General features: G+C 54.9%; 19 protein-coding genes. 12 read left to right on the top strand and 7 right to left on the bottom strand.

Annotation, left to right across the window (positions count from 1 at the left end; translation table 11 throughout):
- Positions 1-24 precede the first annotated feature (24 nt).
- Positions 25-1,290, top strand: a complete 1,266-nt coding sequence (locus C7H08_RS11725; RefSeq protein ID WP_106672013.1) for a glycerophosphodiester phosphodiesterase family protein — start codon at positions 25-27, stop codon at positions 1,288-1,290.
- Positions 1,291-1,476: 186 nt separating this feature from the next.
- Here C7H08_RS11725 and C7H08_RS11720 read toward each other — a convergent pair whose 3' ends face one another.
- Entirely contained in the window at positions 1,477-2,022 is a 546-nt protein-coding gene (locus tag C7H08_RS11720; protein WP_106672012.1) for a PRC-barrel domain-containing protein, read from the bottom strand.
- A 232-nt stretch (positions 2,023-2,254) separates the two neighbouring features.
- On the opposite strand from C7H08_RS11720, the gene trxC reads away from it, so the two are divergent.
- Positions 2,255-2,695: a thioredoxin TrxC gene (gene trxC, locus C7H08_RS11715; RefSeq protein WP_106672010.1), complete on the top strand. Its 441-nt coding sequence runs from the start codon at positions 2,255-2,257 to the stop codon at positions 2,693-2,695.
- An 18-nt stretch (positions 2,696-2,713) separates the two neighbouring features.
- Here trxC and C7H08_RS11710 read toward each other — a convergent pair whose 3' ends face one another.
- Positions 2,714-4,702, bottom strand: a complete 1,989-nt coding sequence (locus C7H08_RS11710) for a hypothetical protein (protein WP_106672009.1) — start codon at positions 4,700-4,702, stop codon at positions 2,714-2,716.
- A 319-nt stretch (positions 4,703-5,021) separates the two neighbouring features.
- Between C7H08_RS11710 and C7H08_RS11705 the strand changes: the two genes are divergently transcribed.
- The gene (locus tag C7H08_RS11705) at positions 5,022-6,314 is read left to right on the top strand and encodes a cyclic di-GMP phosphodiesterase (protein ID WP_106672007.1); all 1,293 of its coding nucleotides are present in this window, start codon (positions 5,022-5,024) and stop codon (positions 6,312-6,314) included.
- 179 nt (positions 6,315-6,493) lie between these two features.
- On the opposite strand, the gene C7H08_RS11700 is transcribed toward C7H08_RS11705, so the two are convergent.
- On the bottom strand, positions 6,494-6,700 hold the full coding sequence (locus C7H08_RS11700) for a cold-shock protein (protein WP_044383919.1): 207 nt from the start codon (positions 6,698-6,700) through the stop codon (positions 6,494-6,496).
- A 251-nt stretch (positions 6,701-6,951) separates the two neighbouring features.
- Complete coding sequence (locus tag C7H08_RS11695; protein WP_227663125.1) at positions 6,952-7,938, bottom strand: DUF6635 family protein; 987 nt, start codon at positions 7,936-7,938, stop codon at positions 6,952-6,954.
- 160 nt (positions 7,939-8,098) lie between these two features.
- Here C7H08_RS11695 and C7H08_RS11690 point away from each other — a divergent pair, with 160 nt between their 5' ends.
- Positions 8,099-8,533 (top strand): DUF4399 domain-containing protein, encoded by a 435-nt coding sequence (locus tag C7H08_RS11690; RefSeq protein ID WP_106672003.1) that lies wholly within the window; start codon positions 8,099-8,101, stop codon positions 8,531-8,533.
- Between the two features lie 179 nt (positions 8,534-8,712).
- Here the strand turns inward: C7H08_RS11690 and C7H08_RS11685 are convergent, their stop codons facing one another.
- Positions 8,713-9,381, bottom strand: a complete 669-nt coding sequence (locus C7H08_RS11685) for a glutathione S-transferase (RefSeq protein WP_106672002.1) — start codon at positions 9,379-9,381, stop codon at positions 8,713-8,715.
- Between the two features lie 308 nt (positions 9,382-9,689).
- Between C7H08_RS11685 and C7H08_RS11680 the strand changes: the two genes are divergently transcribed.
- Both C7H08_RS11680 and C7H08_RS11675 read left to right on the top strand, forming a co-directional pair.
- Positions 9,690-10,685, top strand: a complete 996-nt coding sequence (locus C7H08_RS11680) for an NADP-dependent oxidoreductase (protein ID WP_106672000.1) — start codon at positions 9,690-9,692, stop codon at positions 10,683-10,685.
- A gap of 163 nt (positions 10,686-10,848) precedes the next feature.
- Positions 10,849-12,144: an MFS transporter gene (locus C7H08_RS11675; RefSeq protein WP_106671999.1), complete on the top strand. Its 1,296-nt coding sequence runs from the start codon at positions 10,849-10,851 to the stop codon at positions 12,142-12,144.
- A 65-nt stretch (positions 12,145-12,209) separates the two neighbouring features.
- Here C7H08_RS11675 and C7H08_RS11670 read toward each other — a convergent pair whose 3' ends face one another.
- The gene (locus tag C7H08_RS11670; protein WP_106671997.1) at positions 12,210-13,082 is read right to left on the bottom strand and encodes a patatin-like phospholipase family protein; all 873 of its coding nucleotides are present in this window, start codon (positions 13,080-13,082) and stop codon (positions 12,210-12,212) included.
- A 63-nt stretch (positions 13,083-13,145) separates the two neighbouring features.
- Between C7H08_RS11670 and C7H08_RS11665 the strand changes: the two genes are divergently transcribed.
- Positions 13,146-13,601, top strand: coding sequence for a GatB/YqeY domain-containing protein (locus C7H08_RS11665; RefSeq protein WP_106671995.1), 456 nt, complete (start codon positions 13,146-13,148; stop codon positions 13,599-13,601).
- 185 nt (positions 13,602-13,786) lie between these two features.
- A complete protein-coding gene (locus C7H08_RS11660; protein WP_106671993.1) occupies positions 13,787-14,332 on the top strand; it encodes a PRC-barrel domain-containing protein in 546 nt (181 codons plus the stop codon).
- Between the two features lie 161 nt (positions 14,333-14,493).
- Here C7H08_RS11660 and fabG read toward each other — a convergent pair whose 3' ends face one another.
- Positions 14,494-15,237, bottom strand: coding sequence for a 3-oxoacyl-[acyl-carrier-protein] reductase (fabG, locus tag C7H08_RS11655; protein ID WP_106671992.1), 744 nt, complete (start codon positions 15,235-15,237; stop codon positions 14,494-14,496).
- Positions 15,238-15,592: 355 nt separating this feature from the next.
- On the opposite strand from fabG, the gene C7H08_RS11650 reads away from it, so the two are divergent.
- From C7H08_RS11650 to C7H08_RS11635, 4 genes are all read left to right on the top strand, one after another.
- Positions 15,593-16,417, top strand: a complete 825-nt coding sequence (locus tag C7H08_RS11650) for an NF038132 family protein (protein WP_106671990.1) — start codon at positions 15,593-15,595, stop codon at positions 16,415-16,417.
- 171 nt (positions 16,418-16,588) lie between these two features.
- The gene (locus tag C7H08_RS11645; protein WP_106671989.1) at positions 16,589-17,227 is read left to right on the top strand and encodes an SDR family oxidoreductase; all 639 of its coding nucleotides are present in this window, start codon (positions 16,589-16,591) and stop codon (positions 17,225-17,227) included.
- A 191-nt stretch (positions 17,228-17,418) separates the two neighbouring features.
- A complete protein-coding gene (locus C7H08_RS11640; protein WP_207768312.1) occupies positions 17,419-17,907 on the top strand; it encodes a hypothetical protein in 489 nt (162 codons plus the stop codon).
- A gap of 119 nt (positions 17,908-18,026) precedes the next feature.
- Positions 18,027-18,722 carry a hypothetical protein gene (locus C7H08_RS11635; RefSeq protein WP_106671985.1) on the top strand — a complete coding sequence of 232 codons (696 nt, stop codon included), beginning with the start codon at positions 18,027-18,029 and terminating at the stop codon, positions 18,720-18,722.
- Positions 18,723-18,741 lie beyond the last annotated feature (19 nt).

Here is an 18,741-nt window from a genome sequence, read left to right as displayed (position 1 = left end):
CATTGACTAAAAGGATTTTTCGCAATGAAACAACGTTTGATCTGGCCTCTAATGGTTTTTGCGCTTCTGGCCGGCTGCAATGACGATAATAATGACGAGCCATCTCCTACAACCTCTCCGGATCAGTCGGAAGTTGGTGACCATTCAGTTCAGCTGGGTCCGCGGCCTTTCTACCTGGTTAATGACATGGACGAGGGCGAGTTGAAATCAACGCTCCAGGCGTGCGAAAGCGGGCCCTTCCGTTCCAGCACTTTTTCCATAGGCCACAGGGGAGCACCTTTGCAGTTCCCTGAGCATACCCGAGAGTCATACGTTGCCGCTGTAAAGATGGGCGCAGGCATCGTCGAGTGTGATGTTGCCTTTACTAAGGACCTGGAGCTGGTCTGCCGGCATGCGCAGAATGACCTGCACACCACCACTAACATTCTCGCCACAGAACTGGCCGAGAAGTGCACCCAGCCGTTTGTTCCTGCCGATGCAGCCTCCGGCACGCAGGCTCAGGCAGAATGCCGAACCAGTGACATTACCCTGGCCGAGTTCAAGACTCTCCGGGGCAAAATGGATGCCTTCAACCCTAAGGCCACCAACGTCGAGGATTATATGGCTGGCACTGCGGCCTGGAGAACGGACCTGTACGCCACTGATGGCACCTTAATGACTCATCAGGAAAGCATCTCATTGCTGAAAGAGCTGGGGATGAAGTTTACGCCAGAGTTGAAAACACCAGTGGTGCCGATGCCCTTCACCGGTCCAAACCAGGAACAGTATACTCAAGAGGATTATGCCCGGCAGATGATTCAGGACTACATCAATGCCGGGGTACCACCGGAAGACGTCTGGCCCCAATCGTTCAAACTGGACGACATTCTGTACTGGATAAACAAAACGCCAGCTTTCGGTGAGCAGGCGGTTTTCCTTGACCAAAAACCCAACGATCCAGAAAACGTTTCCTTGGCCTACATGGAAGGCCTTGCGGCTCAGGGCGTGAACATTCTTGCCCCAGCGCTCTGGAAAATGTTGACCCTGAATGGCCAGCAGGAGATCGTGCCATCGGAATACGCAGAGAACGCGAACACTGCCGGGCTTGATCTCATCGCCTGGACAGTTGAGCGGAGCGGTCCTTTGGCAGAAGGTGGGGGCTGGTATCACCAGACCATCACCGACGCGATCAACAATGATGGCGATACGTTTAAGGTGATCGATGTGCTGGCAAAGGAGGTGGGCGTTATCGGTATTTTTTCCGACTGGCCAGCCACGACAAGTTACTATGCTAGCTGCATGAACCTCTAAAATGTCTGCATGAAAAGTGCCGGCCCCGGATAACCGGGCCGGGACTTTTCTCCATCGATGTACCTTGAACCATTGCTGCATTTCTCTCTGCCGTGATCTGGGTTGGCGGTATGTTTTTCGCTTACATGGCCATGCGCCCGGCGGTGGTCGAGGTGGTTGATGCCTCGCAGCCCGTCGAATACTGATTTAGCGCTCCGACTTCTCATAACTCGGCGCAGATTGTAGCTCCTCACCGGTCATCTCGACCCGCAGCTCCCGATCATCAGGGTTGCCGGACATCTTTACTGCGTTCCAATCGATGGCGACGTGTTTCTCACCCATACCCAGGTATTGGCCGACGTTGACGACAACAGCCGCGACCTTGCCATCCTGGCCAATGATCAGGTCACTGATCTCGCCCACACTCTGGTCACCCGTGGTTTTGAGTTCAGCACCGATCAAGTCGCTCGCCGCTATGCCATTTGCCGGCGGCGATGCCATGTTGTCCCTGTTCTGCGTGCCAGCCTGGGCGCCTGTGTTCTGACCCGCTGGCTCAGCAGTATTGTATTTGGACTTAATAACCTTTTTGTCGTGCTCAGGGCTCTGCGTTGCGGGGTCCGCATCGTGGCCCATGCTCTGCTCGCCCAAATCGGTATCCTCGCTACTGCCTTGTGCGGCGAGCAAATGTCCGGAACCCAGGGTGATGGTGGGTGTGAGCAATGCATAAAACAGGAGTGAATGTAGCTTTTTCATAGGACTCCCTTTCGGGTCTGAGGTGTCAGGAACACTGAATAGCCAAGAAAGCTGGCATTCAGGATGAGCTTCTAACCTACGCTGAGGGAGTTGGTCAGTCGGTGCGCTAGTGAACTAAGGAGCCAGTGCCGAAGCGTAGTCGTGACCCATTATGGCGCTAAGGCTCGCCGCTTGATTTCTCTCCATTTGCCCTGATCATTACTACAACCAGCGAATCAGAGACGGATCAATCATGACTAACATTCGACACCTCGTGTGCCCCCATTGCCACAAAGTAAATCGCGTACCCGCAGATAAACTGTCATACGGCGGCAATTGCGGTGCCTGCAAACAGCCGTTGTGGCCGGATCAGGTTCTGGAATTGAATGACCAGAGCTTTGCTGCTCATACCGGGCGCAGTGATGTGCCGGTGCTGGTGGACTTCTGGGCCAGCTGGTGCGGCCCCTGCAAGATGATGGCACCCCAGTTCGAGCAGGCTGCGAAAGCCTGGAGGGGTAAAGTGCGTTTTGCCAAGCTGAACACGGAACAATCCCCTGGGCCGGCTGGTCAGTTTGGTATTCGCAGCATACCCACCCTGATCCTGTTTCAGAATGGCCGGGAAGTGGCCCGCCAGAGCGGTGCCATGAACCAGGCGCAGATCAGTCAGTGGCTGCAATCGAAAGGTATTGGTTGAAAGCCAGCAGCCGGTTCTTTAACGTCCCGCGGCCCAACTGCCTTTCGCCAGATCCATGGCCCGATTGACTTCATCGGTTGGAACATCGCTCGGCTCACCCTTTTCGAGCGGGTCATAGTGAAAGACATACAGGCGTGATACGAACTCCGCTACCGGTAACGAGGCTTCACCAAAACGTTCGTTGTGGCCCTGGGTAGAGGTTACTATGCCTTGGCCCCAGTTCTGCCCGCTGTCGTTGTTGGGGTTGAAGAAGTAGACGCGCATGATTTTGTCCGCATCCAGCGCCAGCCTTTGGATAGTGATGGCGTGCCAGCCCAGAAAGCGAGTAGCGCTGTCGGTGACCGCAATACCGGCCGGTTGTGGATTAATGACCGGGATGTTGCCGTTGTAGAAGGGGTGATAGGACGCATAAAAATCGCGGATAAAACCGTCGAAGTCTTTCAGCTTGCCGGTGAAAACGTCGACGGCAATGCGAAATCCGTGGCCGACATGATCGCCGTGGAATTCTGCGTTGACCCATTTGTGGGGATCTTCTCCACGGCCAATACTGCGCCGACCCATTTCAAAATAGATGCGATCCAGATGCGGCACAGTCAGCAAGGAGACCGCATCCACATCCACCGGCGGCTCCGACGCGAGGCCAGCACCGAGTTCCCGCGAGGATATGTTGTTACCTTCAAAGCGCATCACGATTTCATCGTCCCGCGCCGCCCACGCCAGGATCCGAAGCAGTTCTGACGGCATGTTGTAGGCCCACATAGACAGAGCGCGCGTAGACTGGCAGGTGGGGTAGTTGCCCTGTCCGATGCCCAGCGGGCGCCCGAGCACATTGAGCACGTCGGCGAGTAGGAAACATTCGGGGGAACGGCTGCTCCCGAAGACGGCCACAATCTTCTTGGCCGCAGCGTCGCAGAGCGACAGGCGTAGCTGGCGCCAGAGAGACGGCGCCACGGGGGGCGCGTAGAGAATGCCCCGCTCGAGCATCATGGCCAGACCGTAGGCGCATTGGCTGGTCTCTGGAAACAGGGCTTCGTCGATTAGTTGATGAATCAACGCCGGGTAGCAATGAAACGCGTCGGCCCCTGTGTAGCTCAGCCCCAGGGCTGTGGGAATCAGTTCGTTCCAGCGGCCACGCAGGTAACGTATGAAGACCGGCATGTAAGCCGACACCAGGCCGGTAGAGTGCATGGCCCCGGCAAAGGCAATCGCTTCCTGTAACAGAGTGGCTTCGTCCATTTCCGCCAATCGTTCAGCGTAAACTTCAAACCCGGGATCTTCGCGGCAACCTTGGGTGGGGCTGAACACGGCGTTAATCAATCGCACCGCGTCGTCGCTGACTTCGCCTCCCAGCGCGCCCGGTTTTTCCAGGCAGACTGCTATCTGGGTCACCATGTGTTTAACACCTGCGACCTGGACAGGGCGCTGCGCCAGAATCCGCCAGACTTCGGCGATCAGATGTTCCAGCAGGTTTTCATAACCAAGATGCTGCAGCAGATAGTGATACAGGTTCTGAATGGCGTAACCGAGCTGTTCGTGCCGGAGCCGGTCGCTCTCATGGAGATCGCCGGCCACCAGATCGAGATTCATCGCCAGTACCTGGGCGAGGAAATGATGGGCGTGTTCGGCAGAAATAGACGCGTGAGTGTAATCGCCTTTGGCCACCGCCAGAAGGCGAATCTGGCTCAGGCTTTCAACCAATGTTGCCGCCGGTTCCCCGTGGCGAACCGTGCGTGCGGCCAGGGAGGGTACCAGTGTCTGGGGATAGTCCCAGTCGCTGCCACCAAAAAAGCTGGCTGACTCTATGGCAGGCACGCGTTGATAAAGCGCTTCCAGACCTTCCGGGCTGAACATCAGGGGTTTTACCGCATCGATCACCTCGAATACTGGCGATACGCCATGAATGGCATTGGCTTCCGCAAGGCGGCTGATGGCCGCGTCGAGTTGCTCAAGGAGCTGTTCTGACGGGCCGTTGTTCGGGGTTTCGGGTTCTTGATTGCTTATAGTCATGTTGTTCATCCTTCAGTGAAGGCCAGGACATGTCAACTGGACTCGATGACACTTCTGAGTGCCCGCAACCGGTTGCTGTGCCCACTCCCAATACTCTCCCTGGTGCATCGAAGGTCTCGTGGAGCTGCTACAGGATAAGCGATTTGTTGTTTTCACAAGCCTGAGAAAAGGGCGGATTGGTGGCCATTGAGTTCCATCTCCTTGCGGGCTTACCCGATCTGGAGCGAGTACGCTAAAGGTTTTACATTTTATGACTGAACAGTGAACATTTATTCAGGTAATCTTGAGTCTGCAGTGGTGACACGACTCGGAATGTAATATGCCGCTTTTTCGAAAATCTAAATCTAAGCCTGAACAAAAGACAATTAAGCGGTTGGACGTTAATCGGGACAAGGATATTTTAAGCTTTCAGGCTCAGGTTGGAATGCGGGTCACTGCCCTGGACAGGCCTTGGAATGAAGTTCCAGTACTGTTCCAGAGCTTTGTGATTGAGAATGAAGAACAGCTAGCCATCTTAAAACGGTATTGTCGCACTATTACCGTAGCGTCTTCAGGTGAAGAAGCTGGCCAGGTTGAAACGGATAGTTCCAAGCCGTCTGTTTCACCCCGTTCAGCACCCGCTTTTACGGAAGTTAGACCGCTGGAAATCGAGCTGCCCAACGCTATCAATCAATTTGGTCAAGCCTATAATCATGTTGCGGGTCTTCTCAAAAACATAGCTGACCGCGAAGTTGCCAATTTTTCGGGCATGCGTAACATCGTACGCAGCTGCATTGACAGCATCTCCAATAATGCCAACGCCATGTTTTGGCTAACTCGTGTCCGTGACCAGGATGCCTACACTGCGGAACACTGTGTCCGGGTTGGGATCCTCGCCATTGCGTTTGGTCGCTATCTTGGCCTGGCCGATGAGCAGCTGGAAACCATAGGCCTTTGCGGCATGCTTCATGATGTGGGCAAGATGCGGGTTTCTTCGGCTATTCTAAACAAACCGGGTGCTCTGGATGATGAAGAGTGGCGTATCATGCGCCAGCATCCGCATTTGGGCTTTGAGCTGCTGGACTCCGAGCATCAGCTTGAGCCAGAAATCGGTCAAGCTGCTTTATCGCACCATGAGCGACTGGACGGAAAGGGCTACCCCGCTGGCCTGAAAGCCGACTCCATCGATCATTTCACGCGAATTATATCGATAATTGATGCCTACGACGCCATGACCAGCGATCGGGTCTATCGAAAAGGCATGCCTGCCAGCAATGCCCTGAGCGTGCTTTATAAAAACAGTGGTCCCCAGTTCGACGCCGAATTGGTAGAAGTATTTATAAGAATGATTGGCATCTACCCTCCCGGCAGCCTGGTAGAGCTAAACAGTGGAGAAGTGGCCATTGTACTGGCCGCCAGTCCTGAGAATAGGCTAACCCCTGTCGTAGAACTGGTTCTGGACGCTAACGGTCACCCCTGTGAGGCGCGAGTTTTTAACCTGAATGAACAGCCATGTACGCTGGATGGCCAAGTTTACCGTATCGCTAAGGCTTTGCCGGACGCCATTGAGGGTTTCAACCTGTCAGAGTACATCCGAAATAAAGCCAACCTCTCATCTACTGCCGGCAGCTAGCTTCCTGCGGTAGAAATCCGGCGCCTAACACTAAGGGTAAGTCTCTGAGCTTTGCTAAACTTTGCGGTAGCGAACGCTGAGGGGAGGGGAGGGCACAACATTGTTGTGAATCCACAACACAAACACCAATAAAAAAGGCAGCCTAAGGCTGCCTTTTTTCATTACGTATTGGCTGTTATTTACAGACCAATAACGTTCTCAGCCTGTGGGCCTTTCTGGCCTTCAGTTACGCTGAATTCAACTTCCTGGCCTTCGGCCAAAGTCTTGAATCCGCCACCCTGAATAGAGCTGTAATGAACAAAAACGTCTGCACCGCCTTCACGAGTAATAAAGCCGAAACCTTTTGCTTCATTGAAGAACTTAACGTTGCCTTTAATAGTAGACATAATAATTATCCTGATTTTAATCAATAATGTGCCGTCAAGAGATCGTTGTGATCGTTGATCAGCGATATGCGGGAAATATAAAAACGTGCAGGATCAGAAACAGGACAAGAGGTTTGACAACACAAAAGTTCTTATTCGTGAAATGCTTTGCTAAATCTTTCCAACGACCGAGACAGTACGCTAATTAAATGGCGTTGCATAGCAAAGTCTTGAATTATTTACTCAGATCCATTCGGCCCGCGACAAACCGTTCATAATAAACCGGATCTGATCATGTCGAATGTGTCCAGAATCCGCGCCACAAACTGGTCTTTCGGGCGAAAGCTGCTTTGCGTGCTGAGGGAAACGTCCCTTTGAAGGTGGTTCAGTAGCTTGTGTAAGCGCCGACGATGCAAGCCGACCGCCGCCTGGACCGGATCGAAAATAACACCGGACAAAGCAGCAAACGCCGCCAAGGAGGCCATGACAGCAACCATAACGCTGACCGTTGTCATCAGTGACGGCTCTGGGGGAAACCAGCTGTAATACCAGCTTCCGATGGTTTCACCCAGAATAAAATCCCGGGCGGCGAGGGTCTTTGCGACCATGGATGCGAGCACCACCCCGAGCCCGATACCACCCGGAGTAAACTTCTGGAACGCAAACGCGCCCAACACCGTGCATGAAATACTGTTGGTAATGTCGGCAGACGCCGTTCGGGTTACCCGATACTGACTGAGCGTGTCCGCGACCAACGGTCCAATCAGTTTGGTAAACCGCTGGTGATCGGTCGGAGCGGGGGTATGGCGCTCATAGACTGCCTCCAGCGCCTCAATCAGGTAGCGGTCCAGCAATGGGCCCTCCTGACCATCGTTCAACAGGTCCACCAGGATCAGGTGCGAGATGTGTTGTTGTACCCGGGTGGTTAAACCAGCAGGGACACGACTTGCAAAGTTGTGCAACCACATCAAGCCTGCTCGTTTGGGCGTCAGAATTTTTAACAGGCATACCAGGGCGTACACGGGCGCCCACAGCAGATTGACGGGCGCTCGCAACATGTCCCATCCCAGCGCCATCCGATTGGTCGCAATGGCACCGGGGTAATGGAAATGGCGGTCGATAAACGCCGGTACCCGCGCCCGGCAATCGTCGAAATAGCGCTCGATGCCTGTGCGGATGGCCTGCTCTATCTCGATTTCAGAAACGTTTTGCTGGGGCGATATAACGGTGTGCATAGTGACAAGCGTGTTTGCAGGCAAGTGAGTGTCTGGCGCATTAAACCTCAATTGAGCAAGCCGGGCCACTGGTTCGGTGCCGGAACCCCTCCAGGGCAATTTCATATGGCACTGACGATAGTCAGCAAGATCCTGAAACCTGTCCTACCATTAAAAAATGATTCTCTCACTCAAGGAATGGGTCATGAACATAATCGATAGTGCACAGCGTTTGGTCTTTTGCTCTGTTCTTGTGGCTTCGATGGTTTCCGGAGTTCACGGAGCGACTCCCGCGCCGGACGGAGCAGGGGTGTATTTTGTGACGCCAGTTGATGGTCAGGTCTTGAGTTCGCCGGTTACGGTGAGGTTCGGCCTGGAGGGGCTGGGAGTAGCCCCGGCGGGCGTGGAGCGCGAGGCCACCGGCCACCATCACCTGCTCGTGGATGTTGACCAGTTACCGGCATCGGACCAACCGATTCCTGCCGATGAGCACCACATTCACTTTGGTGGTGGACAAACCCAAACCACCCTTGAATTGACTCCGGGCGAGCATACTTTGCAATTACTGGTGGGCGATCACCTGCACATCCCCCATAAGCCGCCAGTCATGTCCGAGAAAATTACCATCACGGTTAAGTAACCGCGAGGGCCAGGTGTTTCTCAGCTTGCTCATGTGCATTTGGCAGCAACGAAACTGGCCCGATCGCATTGGGATGATGCCGCTTTCCCCAGGGCAAGGGCGCAGCACTCGCTGCGCCCTTGCCCTGGGGTCAATTGAAAGTTTGAATCGGTGACGGGCTGGTCAACCTACCCCGGTTTTCATGCGAAATCGTATTCGCCGCCTTTTTCCAGCGCCTGCTGGTAAGCCGGTCTGGCGTGCATTCGTTCCACCCAGGCGGTGATGTGAGGTCGGCTGTTGCCGACGATGCCCCGCGCTACAGAGGCTTCCAGAGGAAAGCTCATCTGAATGTCGGCGGCGCTGAGGTTATCACCCAGAAACCAGGTGTTGTTCGCCAGGTGGGCTTCGACAAAATCCAGGTGCGTTTTGATCATCGGGCCGATGAAAATCTGGTTGGTTTTGTCGGCGATGCCTTTTGCCACGGGCCTGACAAAAAACGGCATTGGGCTGGTTTTGACCTTTTCAAACACCAGGCGCATCACCAGTGGCGGCATCAACGAGCCTTCGGCGTAATGCATCCAGTAGGTGTAATCCAGCCAGGCTTGACCACCGCTTTCCGGCAGCATGGTGTCTTTGCCGTAGGTATGGGCCAGGTATTCGATGATGGCGCCGGACTCTGCCACCACCAGGTCGCCGTCAGTGATCACCGGTGATTTACCCAGCGGGTGCACTTTTTTCAGGCTGGCAGGCGCCAGCATAGTTTCGGGATCACGCTCGTAACGTTGAATCTCGTAGGGAACGCCCAGCTCTTCCAGCATCCAGAGAACGCGTTGTGAGCGGGAATTGTTGAGGTGGTGAACTGTAATCATTCAGAAACTCCGTTTGCATCAAAAGATTGAGCAGGTTAGCAGAGTAGTGTGCAAATGGCTTTTTGGTTCAACACCAACCCACTTATTCTACGGGTTTATTGTCATTGCCGATCCGGCAAAGGAGGGCGGCACCTCCACACCGAGGACACTGGCGTGTGTCGACTGCCGTGATCCTTTCCCGGTTTCCCGTGCCCGGCGAGTCGCGGAAATTTTGCCGGAATTCGGTAGTGCCCTTTTAAGAAAGAGCTCCAGTCCCCACATCAATAGTTGGTACCGGTTCTTTCAATCACTTCAGGAGATAGTCATCCATGAGTACTTACAAAGCAATCAACCTTGTGAAGCGGCCAGCGGGGACTATCGGGCCAGAGCTGTTCGAAGTGATTGAGAAAACCGTTCCGGAGCCGGCCGACGGCGAATTGTTAGTTCGGCAGACTTATATGTCCCTCGATCCGGCCATGATGGGCTGGATGAGTGCAGACACGGATAGCTATATTCCCCGAGTGGAACTGGGCGACGTCATGCGTTCGTCAGGTATTGGCGAGGTCGTCGCCTCCAATCATCCCGATTTTGCCGTCGGGGATCAGGTCATGGGGATGTTTGGCTGGCAGGAAATGGCGCTGACGGATGGTGCAGGCGTGAACAAGGTGGATAAAAGCCTGCCGCCTGAAATGGCACTGTCGGTATTTGCGCTGCCAGGGCTGACTGCCACCCAAGGGTTGTATGGTTATGGTGATCCCAAAGCAGGTGAAACCCTGGTGGTGTCCGGTGCAGCCGGCTCTGTCGGCTCGATCGTGGGGCAGCTGGCCAAGGCCGATGGCTTGCGGGTCATCGGTGTAGTTGGCAGCAATGAGAAGGCCGACTGGATTGTTAATGACTTGGGCTTTGACGGCGCCGTGAACTACAAGACCGACGAACTGGGCGCGAAACTGGATGAATTGGCGCCGGAGGGTATCGACGTCTACTTTGAGAATACTGGGGGCCCGATCCAGGACTATGTGTTCGAGCGGATGAATGCACACGGTCGTATTGTGGTGTGCGGCATGATTGCAGATTACACTTCCGCGAACCCGCGTCCCGGCCCGAATTGGATGCGCATCATCAAGAAACGCCTGTCGATCCACGGCTTCACCATGCCCGATCACAAGGATAAGACGAAAGAGCTGCACGCCAAGCTCATGCCCTACGTTCAGAACAGGCAGGTCAAATACCGGGCACATGTTCTGGAAGGGTTGGAATCGGCCATGAACGGTCTGGGCCTGTTCCTGACCGGTGGAAACAAGGGTAAGTTAATGGTGAAGCTTTGAAATGAGAAAAACCTGCAACAGAGTCAGTTTCGACGGTCAGCGTCCAGAAGAGCCGCCAAATGAAATAGCGTGACTCATTTTCCATCCGGGGCCTGGTTTTTAACGCCAGGCGTTTCCGAGGAGTTCGATAGACGCCTTTTGGAAAACCGAGGGAGAAAACATCGTGAAGTCCGTATCGAGTACAGGATTTGCTCTTTTCGGCGCATCACTGATTGCGATCAGTTATGGTCTCGCGCGTTTTGCCTTCGGCCTGTTTGTCCCGCCTATTCGCGCCGAGCTGAGTCTGACACCCGATCTGATTGGTATCATCGGTGCGCTACCGCTTATCAGTTTCGTTCTGGCTTCGTTGGTTGCACCGTTTGCGGCTGATCGTCTTGGGGCCCGCAACACGTCGGTCTTGTCTGGTGGGTTCGGCGCTGTCGGTCTGGCGTTGATCAGCCAGGCATCTGGCCCCTTGTCGCTCGGCGTTGGCGTGTTTGCTTGCGGCATCTGCACCGGCCTGATGATGCCCGCGCTTACCGCCGCCATGCAGGTGCTGGTGGATCGTTCCGTGCACGGGCGTGTGAGCTCAGTGATGAACGCGGGAACCAGTATTGGTGTAATGATTGCCGTACCTACCGTTTTGTTCATGGCGGGTGTCTGGCGTTACGCCTACTTGTCTTTTGCGGTTCTGGCGATCATCGGGGTATTCGTCGCCTGGTATGTTATTCCTTCGGTGTCCCGGGTCGCGCCATCGAATGCCGCCCCGCCGCCCTCCATCAGTGCACTGCAATGGTGGCGTTTGCTGAGGCTCTCGCTGTTTGCCTTTGTGATGGGGTTCGTCTCCGCTGCTTACTGGATCTTTGCGCCTGATCTCGTGGTCTCCCTCGGCGAGTTGCCCCCAGGCCAAACCGGGTGGCTTTGGCTGGCGGTTGGTATTGCCGGTCTCGGCGGCGCCGTGGTGGCGGACCTGGCCGATCGGAACAATCCGCCCATCACTCAGGCACTGATGCTGATGATGCTGGCGGCGAGTCTGGCTTTGTTGGCGGCCAGTCCTGGTCACGTGCTGCTTGCCGCGTTTTCCGGGCTGGTCTTTGGTCTGGCTTATATGAGTTTGACGGGGCTGTATCTGATGACAGGCATCCGCCTGTTGCCGGGCCGCTTGTCGATGGGCCCTGTATTGCCTTTTATGGCCGTCTCGCTCGGTCAGGCGGCCGGCTCACCTATAGTGGGCTTGTTGGTGAACGCCTTTGGTTACAGCGAGGCGTTTGCCATATTCTCCGCGATTGGCATCCTGGCGGCACTCCTTTCGCCACTGTACCCGCGCTACATAGACCAGGAGGCTGTGGAAGAAGTAGCGGCAGAAGAGGTGACCGGCCTGCAGGCAGCGTACAACTATCAGCTTCAGGACGAAGAGGGTGAGCCGTTCACCTACGACACGGAACACGCTGAGACCTCCAGGGCGGAGAATCAGGAATGATGACACTCAAAGCCAGGCTCTTGTGGACGGGTTTCCTTTAAACTGAGCCCGCTGTCTGCCGGTTTTCAGGTTGAGCGTTTAAGCTGTTTGAGAATCTCGGGTATCTTGAAAGGCAGCAATACCCCGGCTGCTTTTATAAGGCTGATAACGACGTTCATCCGCTTGTACCAGAGTACCTGACGAATTTTTTTCTTCATGGGGCGATAGCCTTCCCTGTAAAGCTCTTCCACGCAGTCGGCGTTGTTGGTGAGGCTGTAACGGCTTAAATCCAGCGGCACCGCGATGTCGGCCTTTTTCAGCTGTTTGCGGGTGTTGAAATCGATACCAATATTGATGGCGTTGCTGATCACGTCCAGTATATCTTCCGGTTTCGGATACCGGCCGACATGGCTCAGATCAACGGCCACGGTAATGCCTGCGCCCATGCTTGCCAACGGCGAGATCGGCACGTTTTCAACCAACCCGCCGTCAACCAGAATCCGGCCATCGATTTCCACCGGCACAAACAGGCCGGGTACCGCCATAGACGCACAGACAGCGTCCGCCAGGTTGCCCTCTCTGAAGATCAGCTGCTCGCCGGTTTCGATATCCGTTGCGCAAATGGCCAGGGGTATGTCGGCATCTTCAATCCGGCAATCTCCCAGGTCCCGATGGATCATTTCTCGTATGGAATCCGTGCTGAACAGGCCACCGCGCTTCAGGGTAAAATTGATGATCTTGGAGAGGTTCAGCGTGGAACAAATGGACAATATGGACTCTGCCGGACGACCGAAGGCGTGATAACTGGCGACCAGTGCCCCTACGCTGGTTCCTGAAATGCAGTGAATCCGGATGTGCTCTTCCTCGAAGGCCTTCAAAACGCCGATGTGAGCAATGCCCTTGGCAGCACCGCCCCCCAAAGCCAGGCCGATACGGGTGTTAAAGGGATTGAGTTTCATGCACAAGCGCCTGATGATATTAAAAAGGGGAAACTTAACATTAATGTTAACAAGAGGTGGAGTATGGCGGAACTAACACTCAAGGAACAACTGAGCAGCGCGGTGAAAGACGCGATGCGGAACAAGGATAAAGTTCGACTGGTCACCCTGCGTATGGCTCAGGCGGCGGTTAAACAGATCGAGATTGATGAACGCCGCGACCTGACAGACGAGGACGTTTTGAAGGTGTTGGATAAAATGCTCAAGCAGCGCCGGGATGCCGCCAGTCAGTACGATGATGCCGGCCGCCAGGAACTGGGCGACAAAGAAAGGGCGGAAATGGTGATCATTGAGGAGTTCATGCCCGCTGCCCTGACCGAGGATGATCTGGACGGCTTGATCCGCGCAGCCATCAGTTCAACGGGCGCCCAGGGTATGCAGGACATGGGCAATGTGATGAACGAATTACGCCCCCAGGTGCTTGGTCGGGTCGACATGGGCCACCTGAGCAAGAAGGTGAGAACGGCGTTGGCGGGTTAACGTCAGTCGGCATCATGCGACCAATAAGGAGCCTTTTGCTCTTTTCCATTGCCATGTCGTCATTAGGTAAATTATCCAGGCCCTGCTAGCGTTATTGATAACGTGATCGCTGTTACATCGCGTACAAATACCCCGGACCCAAGGTGCGGGGTAACTCAGGAGTTCAGCAAATACAGGAGTTTATTATGAATCGCACACGTATGATTCGGGCGATGGGTATTTCTCTGGTGGCCGGTTCCATGGTCTTAGGCCTGTCGGCTCATGCGGCCCAGGGACTGTATTCAGCAGATGATTTGATGGACGCAGACGTCTACGACAGCAACGGTGAGGAAATCGGAGAGGTGCAGGACATCCTGATGGACGACAACATGTCGGTCCACTCACTGGTGATCAAGACCGGTGACGTTCTGGGCATGGGTGGCCGTGATGTAGTAGCCGAACGCGGAACCTTTACCTTGCGAACAGAAGAAGGCGGCGACAACATGTTTGACGATCGGGATTACCAGGTCCACATGGAAGCGACCCAGGATGAGGTCAAGGCGTTGCCGGAATACGATGAAAGCTGGTGGAATCAGACCAGTGACGCTATGAGTCAGGCTTGGGAAAACACCAAAGAAACCAGTCGCAGTGCCTGGGAGGACACCAAACAGGCTACCTCCTCCGCCTGGCAGAACGTCAAGCAGGGTGCAGAGCGTATGTCTGATGGCGCAGAGGATGCAGTTAAAAACTGATCTATTCTGAAGTTGAGAAGCCCAGGGAAAGGCTGAATCAATGATTCTCAATCAACTCAAGCGCTGTCATTATGATGTCATAATCCTCGGTGGCAGTCCCGCCGGTATCACCACGGCGCTTGAGTTGTCCAAAGATCCTTCCCTTAAAATCGCCGGCAACATTACATGTACACACCGCCGTTAACGTTGATCTGCTGGCCGGTGATGTAGTCTCCTTCCGCAGCGAGGAACACCACCGCGCGGGCGATTTCCTCAGGCTGGCCAAAGCGGCCCATCGGCACGCGTGCAATGATCTGCTCGCGAATATTCTCTGGCACCTGGGCGAGCATCTCGGTCTCGGTGAAGCCCGGGGCAATGGCATTGACGGTGATGTTGTATTTGGCCATTTCCAGAGCCAGGGTCTTGGTAAATGCAATGATACCGCCCTTGCTGGCAGCGTAGTTGGCCTGCCCGAAGTTGCCGGCCTGTCCGACGAACGAAGTAATGTTGATGATGCGACCGAACTTCTGGTCCATCATGATTTTCAGCACTTCGGAGCACGTTGCGTAAACACTCCCGAGGTTCGTGTCGAGCACGTCGTTCCAGTCTTCGTCGGTGAGTTTTTTCATGGACTTGTCGCGGGTGATGCCGGCGTTGTTGACCAGGATGTCGACGCGCCCCCATTGATCATGAACCTGACGTATCAGGCTTCTTGCCGCTGGCATCTTTGAAATATCCGCTTTCATTGCCAGGGCCCGCACGCCGATCGCCTCAATTTCTTTGACGACCTCGTCTGCCTCGGACTGACGTGAACGGTAGTTGATAGCGACATCTGCGCCGCGCTGAGCCAGCTGAAGTGCAATGTGCCGGCCGATGCCACGAGAGGCGCCGGTGACAATGGCGACCTTGCCTTTGAGGTCTTGCATGACACTCTCCTTGCGATGTTTTTTGTTGTTCGGTCTTGAGCTTATTAATCTTTTATAAGCTCTGTTTTGAAGCTAGCAGACCGCTCCTGAAGCAACAAGAAATAGGCGGTAGGTTTCTGGGCAGAGATCGCGGCTTCGTGAATCGCGACTGAAGACGGAATTTGTTCTTGCGGATGCACCGACTGTCGAAACCCTTTACAGATGATACATATGTCCGCTAATCAAATCTGATAACTCTCTGGTTCTAAAGCCAAATAATGAATGGCGCGGATTTTGCTGAACAATAATTGATCAGAAGTCTCAGAAGTTGATCAAAGCAGTAGCTACATCCTCGAAAAAACAAAGGACTGGTATCATGAGCAAATTCAAGAGAATAGTTATTGGATCGGCACTTACGCTGGGGCTTGCTGGCTTTGTCTCGACGGCCTCCGCTATTTCCATAAATGGCTGGGACGGCGTTGGTAGCTTTGGTGTGTCCGGTGCAAATGGAGACGTGACGCTGTCGCCTTTCCCGGGCTCAACGCAATATGGTTGGGTTTCCACGAATAACGGACAGAGCGGCGTGAACTTGCCCGGCGTTGGTGGTTCAGGCAACCCTACTACGGGCTCCGCAATTACTTCCACTGCTTTTAGTGCCGATTCCGGAGACCTTCTGGAGTTCTACTTCAACTACGTAACCTCGGATGGCGCCGGCTTTGCTGACTACGCATGGGCACGACTGCTTGATGAAAGCAAGAATGAGGCTGCACTGCTGTTCACGGCTCGCACCACGCCGGGCGGCAATACGGTACCTGGATTTGCGATGCCTGACCCTGCCGCAACTCTGGACCCGGATAACGTTTCAATTATAGCCGGTGGCCCGGACTGGTCACCGCTCGGCGCAAGTTCTGGTACCTGCTGGGATGAAGGTTGCGGGTATACGGGTTGGGTTAAAGCGTCATACGAAATTGCAGCGGGCGCAAACTATTTCCTCGAGTTCGGTGTGACCAACTGGAACGATAGTGCCTTCCAGTCCGGCCTTGCTTTCGATGGCGCCACCATCGGCGGCGTTGAGATTGATGATCCTGACAATGGTGATCCAGGGAATGGTGGTCCTGTAGGCGTGCCGGAACCAGGCACGCTGGCGCTTCTGGCGCTTGGTCTCGCAGGTCTTGTTACGACCCGTCGCCGCAAGATTTGATCGTGTTATGAGCTGGCAAGAGGGGGGCTGCTGCCCCCTCTTTTTGTGAGGGCTCAATCTGTGCCAATGTCGTTGACCCCGCTGTTACCTCGCCGTACGCCTTGAATTATGCCGGCAGCGCACTCAGCTAAAGAGAACAGTCACGCCAATCAGCTAACCAGGAGATCTGCTATGCATGTCTTTATTGCAGGGGCCAACGGGCAAATCGGGCAACACCTTTTGCGGGAAATGTCAGACAGCGATCATGAAGCAAGGGCTCTTGTCCGGCACCCGGATCAGGGGCCGGAATTGCAGAAACTGGGTGCTACGGAAACCGTACTGGGCAACCTTGAGCAGGACTGCAGCGAGGCCATGAGAGGCTGCGATGCGGTCATTTTTAGTGCTGGCTCAGGCCCTCATACCGGGCCCGATAAAACCATCGATGTCGATCAGGACGGTGCCATCCGGCTGGTGGATGCCGCCAAAGCCATGGGTATCAAACGTTTTATTATCGTGAGTAGCATGGGTGCTGATGAGCCGGAAAAAGGGCCAGAAAAACTTCGTCATTACCTTTGGGCCAAGCACAACGCCGATGAGCACCTGAAGCAAAGCGGTCTGAATTACACCATTGTTCGTCCGGGGCAGCTAACCGACGATGACGGTACCGGCAAGGTTAAAGTGAGTGCCGGGCAGGAGGCGTTCGGTAAAATTCCACGGCAGGACGTTGCCCGCGTGCTGCTGGCGGCTCTGGATTTGGATAATGCGAGTAACCGGGTCTTCGAGGTGGTGTCGGGCGACACGCCGGTGTCTGAGGCATTGGCAGCCCTCTAAAGCCCTTGCGCACAGATCTCACTGCTATACTCGATTAACAATCCAGATAATCAGGTTGAGAGAGTGCTATGGACGGAGAAAGTAGGGGCACCAAAGTTGATTCAAGCCGTAGAACCAGTCCCGCGGCCTTCTTTCGCGGATTCTTGCGGGAACCGGGCCAAGTGGGCTCTGTTATTCCCAGCTCTCGATTCTTGGAACAACGAATCGTAGAGGCGTCGAATCTGTCTGCGGCCAAACGGGTAGTGGAACTGGGGCCAGGTACCGGCGGAACCACCCGCACATTTCTGCAGCACCTGGGCCAGGACGCGCGCCTGCTTTCAATCGAACTTAGCCCGTACTTCCATGAGCTGCTCGGGGAGATCGCAGACCCTCGCCACGTCAATCACCTGGGCAGTGCCGAGGATCTCGCTGAGATTCTGGCCTCGCACGATATGGCGCATCCGGATGTGGTGATATCCGGTATTCCGTTCTCCAAAATGCCGGAGGCCGTTGCTACCCGCGTGGCGCAGGCGGTAAAGGATAATCTTGTCGAGGGTGGTCGCTTCATCGCCTATCAGTTCCGCCGCGATGTGGCCGGAATTACCGATCCAATCATGGGGGCACATGCCAGCTGTAGGCTGGAACTGCGGAACATTCCGCCGATGCGGGTTTACCGTTGGTTTAAGACGTCGGGTGATTGAGCCGAACCCGGGAATGCGGAAAAATCTCACCAAGGTACCGGCCGGACCTGTGAACTGCGTTGTCGTTGCCCTAGGATAGTCGTTATACCTTGGCCAGCTCAGGCGGTTTTCAGAAGCTTATGTCCGATAAAGAGTTACGCAAAAAATCTGATAAACAGGCGATCGACCAGTTTATTCATCAGGTTCGCACGTTACCCAAGCAGCGTGCGGGGCAGGGCCGGTTGATTTTTGCGCTGGACGCCACCGCAAGCCGGGAGGCGACCTGGGACCAGGCGTGTCACTTGCAGAGTGAGCTGTTTATGGCGACCAGGGATCTGGGCGGCTTGGCCATTCAGTTGTGTTACTACCGGGGCTTTGGCGAATTCAAAGCCACGCAGTTTGTGAACGAAACCGGCCAGCTGCTGAACCTGATGAACGGGGTTTCCTGCCTGGGGGGCCGCACCCAAATCAGCCGGGTGTTGGCACACGCCATGAAGGAAACCCGTGCCGAGGCCGTCAAAGCCGTGGTGTTTATCGGCGATTGCTGCGAGGAGCCGGTGGATGAACTGTGTCATACCGCCGGAGAACTCGGCTTGCTGCGCACCCCGGTGTTCATGTTCCACGAGGGTAACGATGCTCATGCCCGGGCGGTGTTCCAGCAGGTGAGTAAGCTGTCAGGCGGGGCTTATGCCCCCTTTGATCGCAACAGCCCGCAAGTGCTCAAGGATCTTATGGCTGCGGTTGCGGTCTATGCTTCCGGGGGAGCCACGGCTTTGCAGGATTTTTCCAGCCGCAGTTCTCCGGCAGTCAAGCGCCTGACTGAACAACTCCGTTAGTGCTTGTAACAATCCATCG

Origin of the sequence: Marinobacter halophilus (assembly GCF_003007685.1) — a bacterium.
GTDB lineage: Bacteria > Pseudomonadota > Gammaproteobacteria > Pseudomonadales > Oleiphilaceae > Marinobacter > Marinobacter halophilus.
The sequence above is the reverse complement of the archived record's forward strand: the minus strand, read 5'-3'. Positions and strand labels throughout refer to the sequence as shown.